At 69.8% G+C, this 13,351-nt stretch carries 16 protein-coding genes; 12 read left to right on the plus strand and 4 right to left on the minus strand.

Features of this window, described 5'->3' with window-relative positions:
* Positions 1-20: 20 nt before the first annotated feature.
* Complete coding sequence (locus EZ216_RS20150; RefSeq protein WP_205959723.1) at positions 21-689, minus strand: alpha/beta hydrolase family protein; 669 nt, start codon at positions 687-689, stop codon at positions 21-23.
* Positions 690-864: 175 nt separating this feature from the next.
* On the opposite strand from EZ216_RS20150, the gene EZ216_RS20155 reads away from it, so the two are divergent.
* A complete protein-coding gene (locus tag EZ216_RS20155; protein WP_135251591.1) occupies positions 865-1,089 on the plus strand; it encodes a hypothetical protein in 225 nt (74 codons plus the stop codon).
* Positions 1,090-1,145: 56 nt separating this feature from the next.
* Here EZ216_RS20155 and EZ216_RS20160 read toward each other — a convergent pair whose 3' ends face one another.
* The 3 genes from EZ216_RS20160 to EZ216_RS20170 form a co-directional block, all read right to left on the minus strand.
* The gene (locus EZ216_RS20160) at positions 1,146-1,736 is read right to left on the minus strand and encodes a hypothetical protein (protein WP_135251592.1); all 591 of its coding nucleotides are present in this window, start codon (positions 1,734-1,736) and stop codon (positions 1,146-1,148) included.
* A gap of 146 nt (positions 1,737-1,882) precedes the next feature.
* Positions 1,883-2,254 carry a hypothetical protein gene (locus EZ216_RS20165; RefSeq protein WP_135251593.1) on the minus strand — a complete coding sequence of 124 codons (372 nt, stop codon included), beginning with the start codon at positions 2,252-2,254 and terminating at the stop codon, positions 1,883-1,885.
* A 146-nt stretch (positions 2,255-2,400) separates the two neighbouring features.
* Positions 2,401-2,610, minus strand: coding sequence for a DUF3606 domain-containing protein (locus EZ216_RS20170; protein WP_135251594.1), 210 nt, complete (start codon positions 2,608-2,610; stop codon positions 2,401-2,403).
* A gap of 134 nt (positions 2,611-2,744) precedes the next feature.
* On the opposite strand from EZ216_RS20170, the gene EZ216_RS20175 reads away from it, so the two are divergent.
* The 11 genes from EZ216_RS20175 to EZ216_RS20225 all read left to right on the plus strand — a co-directional run bounded on the left by EZ216_RS20175 (position 2,745) and on the right by EZ216_RS20225 (position 13,253).
* Positions 2,745-3,089, plus strand: coding sequence for an Hpt domain-containing protein (locus EZ216_RS20175; RefSeq protein ID WP_135251595.1), 345 nt, complete (start codon positions 2,745-2,747; stop codon positions 3,087-3,089).
* Between the two features lie 6 nt (positions 3,090-3,095).
* On the plus strand, positions 3,096-4,283 hold the full coding sequence (locus EZ216_RS20180) for a PP2C family protein-serine/threonine phosphatase (protein WP_135251596.1): 1,188 nt from the start codon (positions 3,096-3,098) through the stop codon (positions 4,281-4,283).
* Between the two features lie 29 nt (positions 4,284-4,312).
* Entirely contained in the window at positions 4,313-5,239 is a 927-nt protein-coding gene (locus EZ216_RS20185; RefSeq protein WP_167773001.1) for a glycoside hydrolase family 16 protein, read from the plus strand.
* Complete coding sequence (locus tag EZ216_RS20190) at positions 5,239-6,129, plus strand: hypothetical protein (protein ID WP_135251598.1); 891 nt, start codon at positions 5,239-5,241, stop codon at positions 6,127-6,129. The genes EZ216_RS20185 and EZ216_RS20190 overlap by 1 nt, the downstream gene beginning before the upstream one ends.
* 70 nt (positions 6,130-6,199) lie before the next feature.
* A complete protein-coding gene (locus EZ216_RS20195; protein ID WP_135251599.1) occupies positions 6,200-6,538 on the plus strand; it encodes an STAS domain-containing protein in 339 nt (112 codons plus the stop codon).
* Between the two features lie 7 nt (positions 6,539-6,545).
* The gene (locus EZ216_RS20200; protein ID WP_135251600.1) at positions 6,546-6,971 is read left to right on the plus strand and encodes an ATP-binding protein; all 426 of its coding nucleotides are present in this window, start codon (positions 6,546-6,548) and stop codon (positions 6,969-6,971) included.
* An 8-nt stretch (positions 6,972-6,979) separates the two neighbouring features.
* Positions 6,980-8,806 (plus strand): glycosyltransferase family 2 protein, encoded by a 1,827-nt coding sequence (locus tag EZ216_RS20205; RefSeq protein WP_135251601.1) that lies wholly within the window; start codon positions 6,980-6,982, stop codon positions 8,804-8,806.
* A 25-nt stretch (positions 8,807-8,831) separates the two neighbouring features.
* Positions 8,832-9,677, plus strand: a complete 846-nt coding sequence (locus tag EZ216_RS20210; protein WP_135251602.1) for a DUF3131 domain-containing protein — start codon at positions 8,832-8,834, stop codon at positions 9,675-9,677.
* Between the two features lie 5 nt (positions 9,678-9,682).
* Positions 9,683-11,101: a DUF3131 domain-containing protein gene (locus EZ216_RS20215; protein WP_135251603.1), complete on the plus strand. Its 1,419-nt coding sequence runs from the start codon at positions 9,683-9,685 to the stop codon at positions 11,099-11,101.
* Entirely contained in the window at positions 11,095-12,468 is a 1,374-nt protein-coding gene (locus tag EZ216_RS20220; RefSeq protein ID WP_135251604.1) for a DUF3131 domain-containing protein, read from the plus strand. The genes EZ216_RS20215 and EZ216_RS20220 overlap by 7 nt, the downstream gene beginning before the upstream one ends.
* A 254-nt stretch (positions 12,469-12,722) precedes the next feature.
* Positions 12,723-13,253 carry a YcxB family protein gene (locus EZ216_RS20225; RefSeq protein ID WP_135251605.1) on the plus strand — a complete coding sequence of 177 codons (531 nt, stop codon included), beginning with the start codon at positions 12,723-12,725 and terminating at the stop codon, positions 13,251-13,253.
* Positions 13,254-13,351: the final 98 nt, after the last annotated feature.

The following is a 13,351-nucleotide window of genomic DNA, read 5'->3' on the forward strand; positions in this document are numbered from 1 at the left end:
GTAGGCGCGCGCAAAATGGCTCAGCGTTGCGCCGCGATCCAGCCGGCGATGGCGTCCAGCAGCTCGGCTTCGACGTCGGGGGCCTTGCGTCCCGAGCGCGCGGGCACGGCGAAAGAATGGTCGGCGCCGTCGATCGCTTGCAGCGTGGCGAGGCTGCCCAACCCGCGCACCACGCCTTCGATCAGCCCGAACTCCGCCAGCGCGTCGCGCGTGCCTTGCAGGAACAGCATGGGCACGCGCACGTCGCGCAGGTGGTCGGCGCGCGCGGTCGCCGGCTTTTTCGCCGGGTGCAGCGGGAAGCCGGCGAACACCAGCCCGCGCACGCCGGGCAGCGGCGCGGCGGCCTGCGCCTGCGAACTCATCCGGCCGCCGAACGATTTGCCGCCCGCGAACAGCGGCAGCTGCGGCCACCGCCGCGCCGCGGCGGCGACCGCGATGCGCACCGCCTCCTGCGCCACCGCGGGCGCGTCGGGCCGCTTGCTGCCGGCCGCCATGAAAGGGAACTGGAAGCGCAGGCAGGCGATGCCGCGTTGCGCCAGGCCCGTGGCCAATGCAGCCAGGAAGGCATGGTGCATGCCGGCGCCCGCGCCATGCGCGAGCACGAACGCCGCCGAAGGCGATGCGGGCTCGTCGGCCAGCGCGGGCAGGGTGCCGCCTTCGGGCAGGCGCAGCAGCAGCTCGGTGGGCATGCGCGAAGCTTAGGGCAGCTTGGCGCGGCGGCCGCGCGTAGGAGACGTCCGAGGCCGTGGCAGGGGCTGGTCCGACAGGCCGAGGAGGCTGATGGCAATCGTTGCCGCCCGCCTCGCGCGCGCATCCTCGCGGCCTGGGGCATCCGTCCCGCAAGCAACACCAAGGAGCAATTCCGTGAGCAAACTCATCCTCGCCCTGGCCTGCACCGTCGCATTGGCGGCCTGCGGTTCCATGCGTTCCAACACGGCCTCGACGACATCGGGCTCGACCACGGGCATGGGGGCTTCAGGCTCGAGCATGCCTTCCGATCCGACGGCCAGTCCTTCGAAGAACCCGTCCGATCCGGCGGCCGCTCCTTCCGGTAGCGGCGCGGCCGGTGGTGACGGCGCCGCCAAGTGACGCCGCTGCGTCTTCCCGCAAAAAAGGTCCGCATCGCGGGCCTTTTTCAGGGGCGCTCACACCAGCGTCGGCCAGCGAAGTTCGCCCAGGTGGTGCCAGTCCCCCTCGGGCAGTTGCGAAAGGAACGCGTGCACCTGCGCGAGGCCACCGTGCTCTGCCGCCCAGTCCACCTGGTCGCGCAGGCGGCGCTGGCGGAAGAAGTCGGTGGCGCGCGGCCATTCGATGCTGTCCAGGGGCAGGGGCGCGCGGAGCACCACGTCGCCGTCGTGCACGGCCGGCAGCAATCCGTACAGCCGCCGCCAGACGGCCGGCAGCGGGCAGATGCGATCGCCTTCGCGCGCCAGCCGCATCACCGTGCAGGCGTCCAGCGCGGGCGCCGGCACAAGGGTTGGCTGCGGCACCGCGTGCGGCTGCAGTTCAGTGGCGAGGAAGGCTTCGGCGGACCGCGCCTGCGAAGCGCGATGCAGCACCTGCTGCGTTTGCCGCGCGGACGCCAGCTTCAGCTGCGACAGCCGCGACTCCATCGCCGTGCTGCACGCCTGCCATTCGGCCCAGGCCGCGTCGCTCGCGTCCTCGACGGCCGGCGGCACAGCCGCGCGCTCGTCGGGGAACCACGACGACGGATCGTCATTCCGGTACTTGCCCATGGAGACTCCCTGAGCGGCTCATGGGCCGCTTCTGGAAGTCATTGTTGAAGTACGAGGCCGCGACCGTGTGTGTCACGGCGTATGGCTTCGCATGAGTCATCGCCGCGTGTAACCAAGGCCGGGCAGCTCGCGCGGCCGCGGCGCGATCAGTGCTGGTCGGCCTTGCGCTTGTAGTCCGCGTACGCGTCGTCCATGCGTTGCTGGCGGCTGGTGTCGTTGGCGGCCTGGTCGTCGGCACGGCCGGCGCCCATGGCGCGCGTGTTCTCGTGGCGGGCGTCCTTGGACTTCGCGTCGTTCTTCGCCTGCTTGGCGTCGCCCTTGCCGCGGTGGAACAGGCGCTTGGTGGCGTCGCCGACCTTGTGCGCGTCGTCGCGCAGCACCTGGCCCACGGAGCGGCCGTCGCTGTTCTGCGCGGCACGGTTGTCGGAAGGCAGCTTCTCGCCCGAAGACGATTGCGCGAACGCGGCGGTGCCGGCGGTGGCCAGCAGGGCGGCCATCAGGAGGGGAGCGGATTTCATGGCGGATCCTTTCGTTGCTTCGATGGATCCCATCACAACGCCTTGCGCGGCCTTGCGGTGTCGGAAGCGATTGCAAGCCGTTGTCGGTGACCGCGACTTGTCTCGCACGCGCAGTCCGGCAATGGGCTGACCGCGCCCTGACGGACTCAGCGGCTGGACGGCCGTTCCGACGCCTGCTGGCGCCGGGCGGCCAGGTGCTCGCGCACGTGGTCGGCGCGGTTGCCCACCGCCTGCACTGCTTCCTTCACGGCCTTCTCGCTGGTATTGAAATGGCGGGCCCAGACGCACAGCTCCCAGTCGTAGCTGACGTCGATGCGGTCGACCTTGCGGTCCGTCGGTGGCTGGCTGGCGGACATGCGGATTCCTCCCTGGTACGGCTGCCGCATTGTGCGAAGCCGCCCGGCGCCGGCCTGTAGGAAGGTGCTGATGTCCCCTGCGGGCACAATGGCCGGGCTCGCGGCGGCGCGCGCGCCGTGTTACCTTTTCCGCCATGACAGCAGAAGACCGGCCGGCCGCCGCCTCCTTCCCCGAGAAGTTCGCCGCCCTGGCGCAAGCCTGGCGCGCGCAGCTGCCGCAGCGGCTGCACGAAGCCCAGCACCGGCTGCAGGCGCTGCGCGCCGATCCCTCCGACGGCGCCAGCCTGCAGGAACTGCACCGCATCCTGCACACGCTGGCCGGGTCCGCCGGCACCTTCGGCATGCCGGACGTCAGCATCGCCGCGAAGGCGGCCGAGCACGAGTGCGACCGCCTGATGGATTCGCCGCATCGCGCGGCGGGCGACTTCGAGGATGTCACCGGCCTGGTGGACGCGCTGGTGCGCGCCACCGAGGCCTGAGAGCGAATGCCCGCCGCCGCCGTCCACGCCCTGGTGGCCGACGATGACCCGATGCTGCTGGCGCTGCTGGAGGCTTTCCTCCAGACGCGCGGCTACGCGGTCACGGCCTGCGGCGACGGCCTGGCGGCGCTGGAGCAGTTCGAGCGCGGCGGCTTCAACCTGCTGATCACCGATCGCAACATGCCGCGCATGGATGGGCTGGCGCTGTGCCGCGCCGTCCGCGCGCGCGACGCCGGCCGGTATGTGTACTGCATCATGCTCACCGCCTCCGACGAGGAGGACACGCTGGTGGCGGCGATGGAGGCGGGCGTCGACGACTTCGTGCTGAAGCCGCTGCGGCCCGCCGAGCTGGGGGCGCGGCTGCGCGCCGCCGAACGCGTGCTGGCGCTGGAAGCGGGGCTCGCGGCGCGCAACGAGGAGCTGGCGCGGGCCTACGCGCAGCTCAGCCGCGACCTGGAACTGGCCCGCACGCTGCAACTGGGGCAGCTGCCCGCGCCGCAATCGTTCGACGGCCTGCGCTTCCACGGGCTGTTCCAAACCAGCAGCTTCGTCGGCGGCGACGTCTACGACTGGTTCGAGCCCGTGCCCGGCTGGCTGGCCTTCCACCTGGCCGACGTGTCGGGCCACGGCGTGGCCGCCGCGATGGTGGCCGGCAATGCGATGCACCTGTTGCGCTCGGCCGCCGAAGACGTGGTGCGCGCCGCGCCCGAAGGGCAGGGGCCGGCGGCCCTGGCCGCGGCGATCGTCGCGGAAGCCAACGCCCGCTTCCTGCGCATGAACGCGTCGGACCTGTACCTCACCGTCGCGTTCGGGCTGGTGCACATCGCCTCCAGGCGCGGCGCCGTGGTGCGCGCGGGACATCCGCCGCCGCTGCTCAGCGCGCCGGGCACGGCCGCGTTCGAACCCCTGGGCGAAGGCGACGTGCCGCTGGGCATGCTGCCGGACATCCGCTGGACCGCGGTGGAGTTCGCGCTGCCGCCCGGCGCGCGGCTGGCGCTGTATTCGGACGGCATCACCGAATGCCTGGACCCGGCGGGCGAGCCGTTCGGCGAACAGCGGCTGCGCGACCTGCTGGCCGCGCACGCGCGATCGACGCCGCAGCAGGCGTGCCAGGCGGTCGGTGAAGCGCTGCGCGACTGGCGCGGCGGCACCTTCGACGACGACGTCACGCTGGCCGTGCTGGCCGCCGGATGAAACGCCGGCGGTCCCTTGCTCCGCTGTTGGTGGCCACGGCGCTGCAAGGCGCGGCGCCCGCCGCATCGGCGGCGTGGGCCCTGGCGTACGAACAGTCTTTCGCCGGCGGCGGCGCGCTGGACGCCTCGTTCTGGCGGCAGGAAACCGGCCTGCAACGCAACCGCGAAGCGCAGTCGTACCAGCCGGGCAACGTGATGGTGCAGGGCGGCGTGCTGCGCATCGAAGCGCGCCGCGAGACCGTGCCCAACCCGCATTGGCGCGCCAGCTCCGGCGACTGGCGCCTGTCGCGGCGCGAGTCTTCGTATTCGTCCGGCGCCATCGTGTCGCGCGCGCCGCTGCGCTTCGCGCGCGTGGAGATCGTCGCGCGCACGCCTTCCGGCGCGGGCGTGTGGCCGGCGCTGTGGCTGGTGCACGAAGCGGCCGGCGAGTACGGCGAGATCGACCTGTTCGAAGCGGTGGGCAAGCACCCCGACACGGTGTTCGCCGGCGTGCACTGGGGCACGGACCCGCGCACGCGCAAGCACCGCAACGACAGCCGCGTGGTGCCCGGGTTCGAAGGCCGCTGGCACACGCACACGCTGGAGTGGACGCCGTCGGCGGTGACCATCTCGCTGGACGGCCGGCCCTGGTACCGGTTCGACCCCGACGACGCGCGCCTGCCCGGCGGCATCGACCCCTTGCGCCGGCCCATGCACCTGCGCATCAACCTCGCGCTGGGCGGCAGCTGGGGCGGCGACATCGACGACGGCAAGCTGCCCGCGCGCTTCGACATCGCTTCGGTGCGCGTGTGGAACTGGGCGGACGGCGACAATGACGCCGCGGCCGCGCCGGTCCGCACCTCGCCCGGGCAGCCGGTGCGCCCGCCCGAACCCGCCGCCGAAAAGTCCGACGCCATGCCCGCCGCACCTGCCGAATCCGCGCAAACCAGGCGCCCGCCCGTGAGGTGGGGCCGTTGATGCGCACGGCTTTCCTCCTGATGCTCGTGGCCGCTGCCGCGCAGGCACAGACGCCACCCGAGGCGGCGACCCAACGCGGCGGCACCTACATCGAGCCTCCCGCGCGGGTGGACCCGGCCTTCGTGCCCGATGGCCCGAACCAGCGCGCGGCGTCCGGATCGCTGCTGCAGCTGCGCCTGACGCTGGACATACCGCTGCGCACCGGCACGCGCGCGGGCAACGGCACGCAAGGCGGCTTCGGCGGCTCGCCGACGCTGCAGGCCTGGCTGCGATGGCAGCCGCTGGAAGACCGGCGCTGGTTCGCGCAGCTGGGGCTCTTCAAGTACCTGCGGGCGGGCCGCGAGCAGCCATGGAACCCGGACTTCGCCTATTCGTTCGGCTTCGAGGACGCGCGCCCGGGCGGCTGGGCCTTCATCTATGCCAACTGGACCGGCACGCGCTTCTCGCCCGGCGTGGGCGAGCACCGCTTCAATTTCCCCCAGGGCGAGCTGACGGCCCGCTACCACTTCGAACTGCCGCAGGCGCTGCAGCCGGCGCTGCTGGTGGGCGACGGCGACAGCGCGCTGTGCCAGGCCGAAACCAACCTCGTGCCGCGCTACACACAGGCTTCCGGCGGCACGGGGTCGGGCAAGGTGTCCCTGGGCCTGGGCTGCCGCTACACGCGGCCCGAAGGCTGGTTCGCGCATGCCACGGCGTTCGCCTGGCCCAACGCGTCGCGGCAGCAGCCCTGGGATCCCGATTTCGTCTACGGCGTGGGCTGGGCCCAGGGGCCGTGGACGGTGCAGTACGCCAACTATTCGGGCAACCGCTGGCCGGGGCGCAAGCGCGCGACGGGCGAAGGGCGCCTGGACAGCGGCAGCCTCTCCATCACGTGGGCCGCGGCATGGTGACCTTTTCCGTGTGTCCTGGGGCGCGGTTATCTTCTAGGATGGCCGCCGTTGCGAATGGCAGGAGCAGAGGATGCAACTCATCGATGTGAAGCGCGAAGGGGCGGTCGCCGTCGTCGCGCCCACGGTCAAGCGGCTGGACGCCTCGGTGGCGCCGGCCTTCAAGCAGGCGGTGGTGGACACCGTGCAGGGCGGCGACAAGCGCCTGCTGGTGGACCTGGCAGGCGTGGACTTCCTGGATTCCAGCGGGCTGGGCGCGCTGGTGTCCATCCTGAAGGCGCTGGGCGCGCAAGGCACCATGGCCGTCTGCGGCGCGCAGGGCGCGGTGCTCAGCCTGTTCAAGCTCACGCGCATGGACAAGGTCTTCGCCCTCTACCCCGACCGGCAGCAGGCGCTGGCCAGGATGGGTTGACGCCCGCATGCAGGACCTCGAGTTCTCGCTGCCCGCAACGCTGGCCGACGTGGCGCAGGCCACCCAGCGCGTGCGCGACTGGCTGCCCGCGTGGCTGGACACGGGTGAGCGCGACGCCGTCGAACTGGCGCTGGCCGAGGCCCTGACCAACATCGTCGAGCACGGCTACGCGGGACTCCTGCCGCAGGACATCCGGGTGCGGCTGGTCGACCGGCCGGGTGCGCTGGAAGTGGACGTGTGGGACCGCGGCCACCCCATCCCGCTGCGGCGGCTGGAAGAGGCAGACGACACCACCTTCCAGTTCGATCCCACCGACCTGGAAGCGCTGCCCGAAGGCGGCATGGGCCTGGCGTTGATCAAGGCCGCCTTCCAGGAGGTGCGCTACCGCCGCCGCCAGGGCGTGAACCGGCTGCACCTGGTGCGGCGCATGTGAGGAACCCGGTGCCTTCGTTCTACTTCGACCGTTTCGAGCACCGCAAGCCGCCGGAACCGGTGCCGTACTCGCGCCGTCGCGAACTGCTGTGGCAGTTCCTGGTGATCATCGCGCTGGTGCTGGGCGCCAACTACATCCGCTGGCGCTGGGCCGCTTCGCTCAACTACAACGCCTTGTGGTTCGCCATCCCGCTGGCCGTGGCGGAAACCTTCGCCTACCTGGGGCTGCTGCTGTTCGCGTTCAACCTCTGGCAGACGCGCGACCCGAAGATGCGCCCGCCGCCGCGCACCATCGCCGAATGCGTGGACGAGCCCGGGCCCTGGGCCGAGCGGCCGATCTCCGTCGACATCTTCATCGCCACGTACAACGAGGACGAGGAGCTGGTGCGCCTGTCCATCCGCGACGCCAAGGCGGTGGACTATCCGCACCCCATTGACCTGCGGGTGCACGTGCTGGACGACGGCCGGCGCGCGAAGATGCAGCAGGTGGCGCGGGAAGAGGGCGTCCGCTACATCACGCGCACCAACAACGTCGGCTTCAAGGCGGGCAACCTGCGCAACGCCATGGAGCAGACCAGCGGCGACTTCATCGTCATCTGCGACGCCGACAACCGCCTGTTCACCACGCTGCTGCGCAACACGCTGGGCTATTTCCGCGACCCCGACGTCGCGTGGGTGCAGACGCCGCAGTGGTTCTACGACCTGCCCGGGGGCCGGCGGCTGCCCGAGTGGCTGGGCCGCGGCCTGGGTGGCGCGGGCCGTTTGCTCGGCCGCGCGGTGGAAAAGGTGGTGGGCCCGGTGCGCCTGGGGCAGGACCCGTTCGTGAACGACCCGCAGATGTTCTACGACGTGATCCAGCGCCGCCGCAACTGGGCCAACGCCAGCTTCTGCTGCGGCGCCGGCTCCATCCACCGGCGCGAAGCGGTGATGCAGGCGGCGCTGCGCAGCTTCGGCACCGCGGTGGACCACGAGGTCAGCCGCTTCGAAGCGGAAGTGGAAGACGAGGAACTGCGCCGCGACCTGGGCGGCGCCATGCGCACGCAGGCCGCGCTGGAACGCGAGCTGACGCCCTACAAGTTCCACGTCTCGGAAGACATCTATACCAGCATCGTGCTGCACGGCGACCCCGGGCGGTGCTGGAAGTCGGTGCTGCATCCGCGCATCGAGTCGAAGATGCTGTCGCCGCAGGACCTGCTGGCCTGGATGATCCAGCGCTTCAAGTACGCGGGCGGCACGCTGGACATCGGCCTGCGCGACAACGCGCTCCTGCGCGGCCGCATGACGCTGCCGCAGCGGCTGATGTACCTGGCCACGTTCTGGGGCTACCTGGGCGCCATCTGGAACGTGGTGTTCCTGGCCGCGCCCATCATCTATCTGTTCACCGGCATCGCGCCGTTGTCGTCGTACTCCACCGCGTTCTACCTGCACGCGCTGCCGTTCCTGCTGATGACGGAACTGGCCTTCATGGTGGGCACCTGGGGCGTGCGCAGCTGGGACGGCAAGGCGTCGTACCTGTCGTTCTTCCCGGTGAACCTGCGCGCGCTGTGGACGGTGATGCGCGGCGAGAAGATCAAGTTCCACGTCACGCCCAAGGAAAGGCAGGAAGGCAACTTCCTGCACCTGGTGTACCCGCAACTGGGCGTGATCGTGCTCACGCTGGCGGGCCTGGGCTACGCGGCTTTCCGCGTGTTCGTGCAGGGGCACTTGCAGGAGCTGCCCAACCTGGTGGTCAACGCCGCCTGGGGGCTGAACAACGTTTTCGCCATGCTGCCGATGGTGCGCGCGGCCGTGTGGCAACCGCCCGAAGAACAAGAGGCCGCGGCACAGCCGGCCTGAGCGCAGACGGAAAGAAAAACAAGGAATGGACGAACCCGAGAACGACGGCAACTGGGTCAAGGCCCGCAGCTCCCTCGTGTGGATCGCCGCGCTGGTGGTGGCATTCGCCAGCGTGTGGTGGATCGAGAAGCAGACCCGGCTGGAGCTGATCGCGAAGACGGCGCCCGCGCAGGCGCAAGCGCAAGCCATGGCCAGCGCGGACCTGCCGCCGCAGCCTGCGCCACGGCCTCTGACGGTGCCGGAGGTCGAAGCGGCGAGCAGTGCGTGGGCTGCGACGGAGCGCGAAGCCGCGCCCGCGACGGCCTGGGACGCGGGCTCGGCCCTGGTGGCCGTGATCTCTGCCCGGCGGCTGGAACTGCTGCAGGAAGCGGCCTTCGACCAGCGCGTCACGCTCGCTTTGGCCACGCTGCCCACGCCGCAGGACGCCACGGACGCGGCGCGGCTGCTGGTGCCCCTGCATGTGCTGGCGTGGCGCTACCCGAAACACGCCGACGCCGCGGGCGGCGTGGTTGCGAAATGGGATCTGCCGCAGCTGGCCGCGCAAGGCGCGCGGCCGGGCTGGGGACCGTACACGTCCCGAGCCCTCGCGCTGATGGGACAGGACATGCGCACGCAGGAAGCAGGCACCGCGGATGCGTGGTTGCTGGCCGGGCTGGAATTCGGCCTGACGGGCACCTCGCGCGACATGGCCTGGCGTGCCTGGAAGCAGGACACCGCGCGCGGCGGCCCGTCCGCCATCGCGGGGCAGGCGCTGTTCGGTGTGAGCCCCTCCGGCGCGGCAGCCGCCGGCGCATCCAACCTCTCCAACCACGCGGTCGTGCTGGAAAGCCTGGCTTTCATCGCGCACGGCCGCCTCCTGGCTCCACGGTGAACGACATGGCCCTTCGCCCGCGACTCCTTGCCGCCTCCCTCGCGCTCGCCTGCGCCGGCCTCGCCCTCGCGCAGCAGCCGGCCGCGCCGCAGCCCCGCGCTTCCGAACCCGCGCTGGGCCAGGCCAATTGCAGGCCCGGCGAGCTGGCGGCAGCGCGCTACGAGCGGCGGTTCGGCGCGCTGACCGAAGGCGAGATGGCGATGGCGCGCACGGCGTGGAAGTACTTCGAGAACAACACGCAGCCCAGCGGCCTGGCCAACGCGGTGGACAACTACCCGTCGACGACCATGTGGGACACCGGGTCGTACCTGGGCGCGGTGGTGGCGGCGCGCGAACTGAAGCTCATCACGCCGCAGCAGGCCGACGAGCGCCTCTCCAGGGCCATCGCCGCGCTGGGCGGGCTGGCGTTCTTCCGCGACGAACTGCCCAACAAGGTCTACAACACCAGGACGCTGGAGAAGGTGGACTACGGCAACAAGCCGGGCGAGATCGGCTATTCGGCGCTGGACCTGGGCCGGCTGCTGGTGTGGCTGAAGATCGTGAAGGAACGCTACCCGCAGCATGCCGACGCCGTCGACAGGTTCGTGTTGCGCTGGAAGTGGGGCAAGGTGGTGGATGCCGGCGGCATGATGTTCGGCGCGCTGGTGGACAAGGGCCAGGTGCAGTACGTGCAGGAAGGCCGCCTGGGCTACGAGGAGTACGCGGCCAAGGGCTTCCAGCTGTGGGGCGTGAACACTGACCTGGCTTCGAAGCCCGAGCCTTACGCCACGGCGCCGATCTACTGCGTGGAAGTGCCCTACGACTCGCGCGACCCGCGCAAGTACTACCAGCACAACTACGTGGTGACCGAAAGCTATGCGCTGGACGGCATCGAGTTCAACTGGGACCTGGCCGACGACCGCGGCACCGACGACCGCCAGCACACGCACACCTGGATGGCGGACTTCGCCAACCGCGTGTACCAGGCGCAGGAAAACCGCTGGAAGGCCACCGGCATCCTCACCGCGCGGTCGGAACACCAGCTGGATGCCGAGCCGTACTTCGTCTACGACACGGTGTTCACCGACGGCTACCCGTGGAACACCATCACCGAATCCGGCCAATACGTGCCGCAGTTCGCGGCCGTCTCGTTGAAGGCGGCGCTGGGCATGTGGGTGCTCTGGCGCAGCGACTACACCGACAAGCTGTTCGCCGAAGTGGCGAAGAACGGCGACCCGCAGCGCGGCTTCATGGAAGGCGTGCTGGAAAGCGGCAAGGGCCCCATCCGCGCTTTCACCGCCAACAACAACGGCATCATGCTGGAGACGCTGCTGTTCAAGGCGCAGGGCAAGCTGCTGAAGTGGGGCGCCGCGCGCGAAAGCCAGTGGGACAAGCAACGCTGCGCGCGCCTGGCCGCGGGCGGCTCGAAAGGCCCGGGATGCTGAAGCGGCGCGTGCTGCTCACGGGCGCGGGCGGCTCGGCGCTGCTGGCCGGCTGCGGCGTGGTGGCGCGCCGCGATGGCGCCGCCGATGCCGACAAGGCCGCACCGCCAAAGGGCGCGGCAGCGGGCCTGAACGCGCAGGAACACCAGTGGGCGCGCACTGCGTGGCGCTACCTGGAGAACAACACCGACTCCGAAACCGGCCTGGTCGGCGGCATGGACCGCTCGCCCGTCTTCACCGCGTGGAACGCGGGCGATGCGCTCGCGGCCACCATCGCCGCGTACGAGCTGAAGGTGATCGACGCGCGCGAGTTCGACCTGCGCCTGTCGCGGCTGCTGGGCTTCCTGGCGACGATGGACCTGTCGGATGGCCAGCTGCCCAACAAGGCGTACCACGCCACCACGCAGAAGATGGTGGCCTTCGACGGCAAGCCCGCCGACATCGGCTGGTCGGCGGTGGACACTGGGCGCCTGTTGCTGTGGCTGAAGATCACCGGCCTGCGCCACCAGCGCTTCCAGGAATATGCCGACAAGGCGGTGCTGCGCTGGCGCTTCTGCGACGTCATCGACGACTGCGGCGGGCTGCACGGCAGCGCGCGCGAGGGCGGCAAGCTGGACCGCTACGACGAAGGCCGCCTGGGCTACCAGCAGCTGGCCGGCGCCGGCTACGCCGCGTGGGGCTTCGACGCGCGCGCATCCATCGCGCTGCCCGCTACGCAGACCGTGAACATCCTCGGCCTGCCCATCCGCTACGACGCCCGCGACCCGCGCACCACCGGCGCGCAAGCCCCGGTGCTGACCATGCCGTATGCGCTGGCGGGCATCGAACTCGGCTGGCAGGCGCCCGGCGGCGCGCCGCTGCTGGGCGAACTGGCGCAGCAGGTGTATCGCGTGCAGGAAGAGCGCTGGCGGCGTGAGCGGCAGTTCACTGCGCGCACGGACTACCAGATGCGCGAAGAGCCATATGTGGTGCTGGACTCGATCTATGCGGCAGGTTACGCGTGGAACACCATCAGCCATGAAGGGCGTACATACGAGGAACTCGCGATGGTGTCGACGCGCGCGGCCTTCGGGATGTGGGCGCTGTGGCCGGGGGAGTACACGCGGCAGTTGATCGATGCAGTACGCCTTCTGTATGACCCGGACCGCGGGTGGTACGAGGGGCGGTTCGAGCAGGGCGGGGCGCCGAATGCCACGCTTTCGCTGAGCACGAATGCGGCGATCTTGGAGGCGCTGTTGTTCAAGGCGAAGGGGCGGTTGTACGTGGCTGGCAATGAGCGGCCGGGGCCGTTCCAGTTGCAGACGTCGGATCCGTTCGCGCGGTTGGGGCGGTGTTGGCCGCAGGAGCGGCAGGGTTGCGTGAAGCGCTGACACAGCGCTGATTCCGCAGCAGCCTTGGCGGCTACTCAAACCTTCACAAGGCAAGTCCGCTTGTGCGGGAAGTCAGGTTCCGTATAGTCCCACCTCAATAACCAGAGGGAGGACGAAAAGCCGTGGTGTATCAAGGACATACGCTCGCTGCAATGGCGAGGTTATTCGGCACCTGCGGGTTTGCGGGTTCCGAGATGCGCTCCAAATTACGTTCGACCTCACAATCAGCTTCGTCGTGCAATCAAATGCGAGGCATGCCCCTTCAGCTCCAATACGAACTTGGTCCCGCAACCTACCTCGCGCATCGGAGGCATATGGAGCGCGGAGTTCCGAGGGCATTCTTGAAGGGCTACCTATCCTGGTGCGCATTGGTAGCCGGAGTCAGTTTCCTGGGCGTTGTTACGGCAGCCATTGCTCAGAGTCTTCTCCTCGGTATGGCGTTCGCCGGTGTCCTGGTCGGCATTGCATTTCACGCCGCTTCCTACAAAAAGCACTATGAAGCAGCGGTATCCGCAGACGTTGCTCGCATCCCGGCACGAACGGTTTCTCTTCGCATAGACGATAGTGGCCTACATGAGGTGGTCTCCGAGGTGGAGTCGTTCGCCCCCTGGAGCGCGGTGAAGTCCTATGCACTCACCTCCGACACGGTGCTTATTTCGCTCGCGTCTGGACACTGGAGTCTCATTCCGCTGTCGGCCTTCGAGCGCCAAGGCGAAGATGCAGCTGCGTCAGTCGTGGCCGTTTTTGATGGAAGATCCATTCCGAGGGTGTCCAGTGAGGCCTAACTTGTCGCTCGACACGGACGAGGAGCTTGCCTCGTTTTCGTTGACACTCTTACCTAACGGAGAGAGTGGTCAATGGCAAAGAGAAACGGGCCAGCCAA

The sequence above is a fragment of the Ramlibacter humi genome, assembly GCF_004681975.1.
GTDB classification, from domain to species: Bacteria; Pseudomonadota; Gammaproteobacteria; order Burkholderiales; family Burkholderiaceae_C; genus Ramlibacter; species Ramlibacter humi.

Bases quoted from the DNA above. Each gene is read 5' to 3' on its own strand.
- EZ216_RS20160 (WP_135251592.1), bottom strand. From the start codon at position 1,736: ATGGGCAAGTACCGGAATGACGATCCGTCGTCGTGGTTCCCCGACGAG.
- EZ216_RS20170 (WP_135251594.1), bottom strand. From the start codon at position 2,610: ATGTCCGCCAGCCAGCCACCGACGGACCGCAAGGTCGACCGCATCGAC.
- EZ216_RS20180 (WP_135251596.1), top strand. From the start codon at position 3,096: ATGCCCGCCGCCGCCGTCCACGCCCTGGTGGCCGACGATGACCCGATG.
- EZ216_RS20195 (WP_135251599.1), top strand. From the start codon at position 6,200: ATGCAACTCATCGATGTGAAGCGCGAAGGGGCGGTCGCCGTCGTCGCG.
- EZ216_RS20215 (WP_135251603.1), top strand. From the start codon at position 9,683: ATGGCCCTTCGCCCGCGACTCCTTGCCGCCTCCCTCGCGCTCGCCTGC.
- EZ216_RS20165 (WP_135251593.1), bottom strand. From the start codon at position 2,254: ATGAAATCCGCTCCCCTCCTGATGGCCGCCCTGCTGGCCACCGCCGGC.
- EZ216_RS20225 (WP_135251605.1), top strand. From the start codon at position 12,723: ATGCCCCTTCAGCTCCAATACGAACTTGGTCCCGCAACCTACCTCGCG.
- EZ216_RS20175 (WP_135251595.1), top strand. From the start codon at position 2,745: ATGACAGCAGAAGACCGGCCGGCCGCCGCCTCCTTCCCCGAGAAGTTC.
- EZ216_RS20200 (WP_135251600.1), top strand. From the start codon at position 6,546: ATGCAGGACCTCGAGTTCTCGCTGCCCGCAACGCTGGCCGACGTGGCG.
- EZ216_RS20150 (WP_205959723.1), bottom strand. From the start codon at position 689: ATGCCCACCGAGCTGCTGCTGCGCCTGCCCGAAGGCGGCACCCTGCCC.
- EZ216_RS20220 (WP_135251604.1), top strand. From the start codon at position 11,095: ATGCTGAAGCGGCGCGTGCTGCTCACGGGCGCGGGCGGCTCGGCGCTG.
- EZ216_RS20190 (WP_135251598.1), top strand. From the start codon at position 5,239: ATGCGCACGGCTTTCCTCCTGATGCTCGTGGCCGCTGCCGCGCAGGCA.
- EZ216_RS20210 (WP_135251602.1), top strand. From the start codon at position 8,832: ATGGACGAACCCGAGAACGACGGCAACTGGGTCAAGGCCCGCAGCTCC.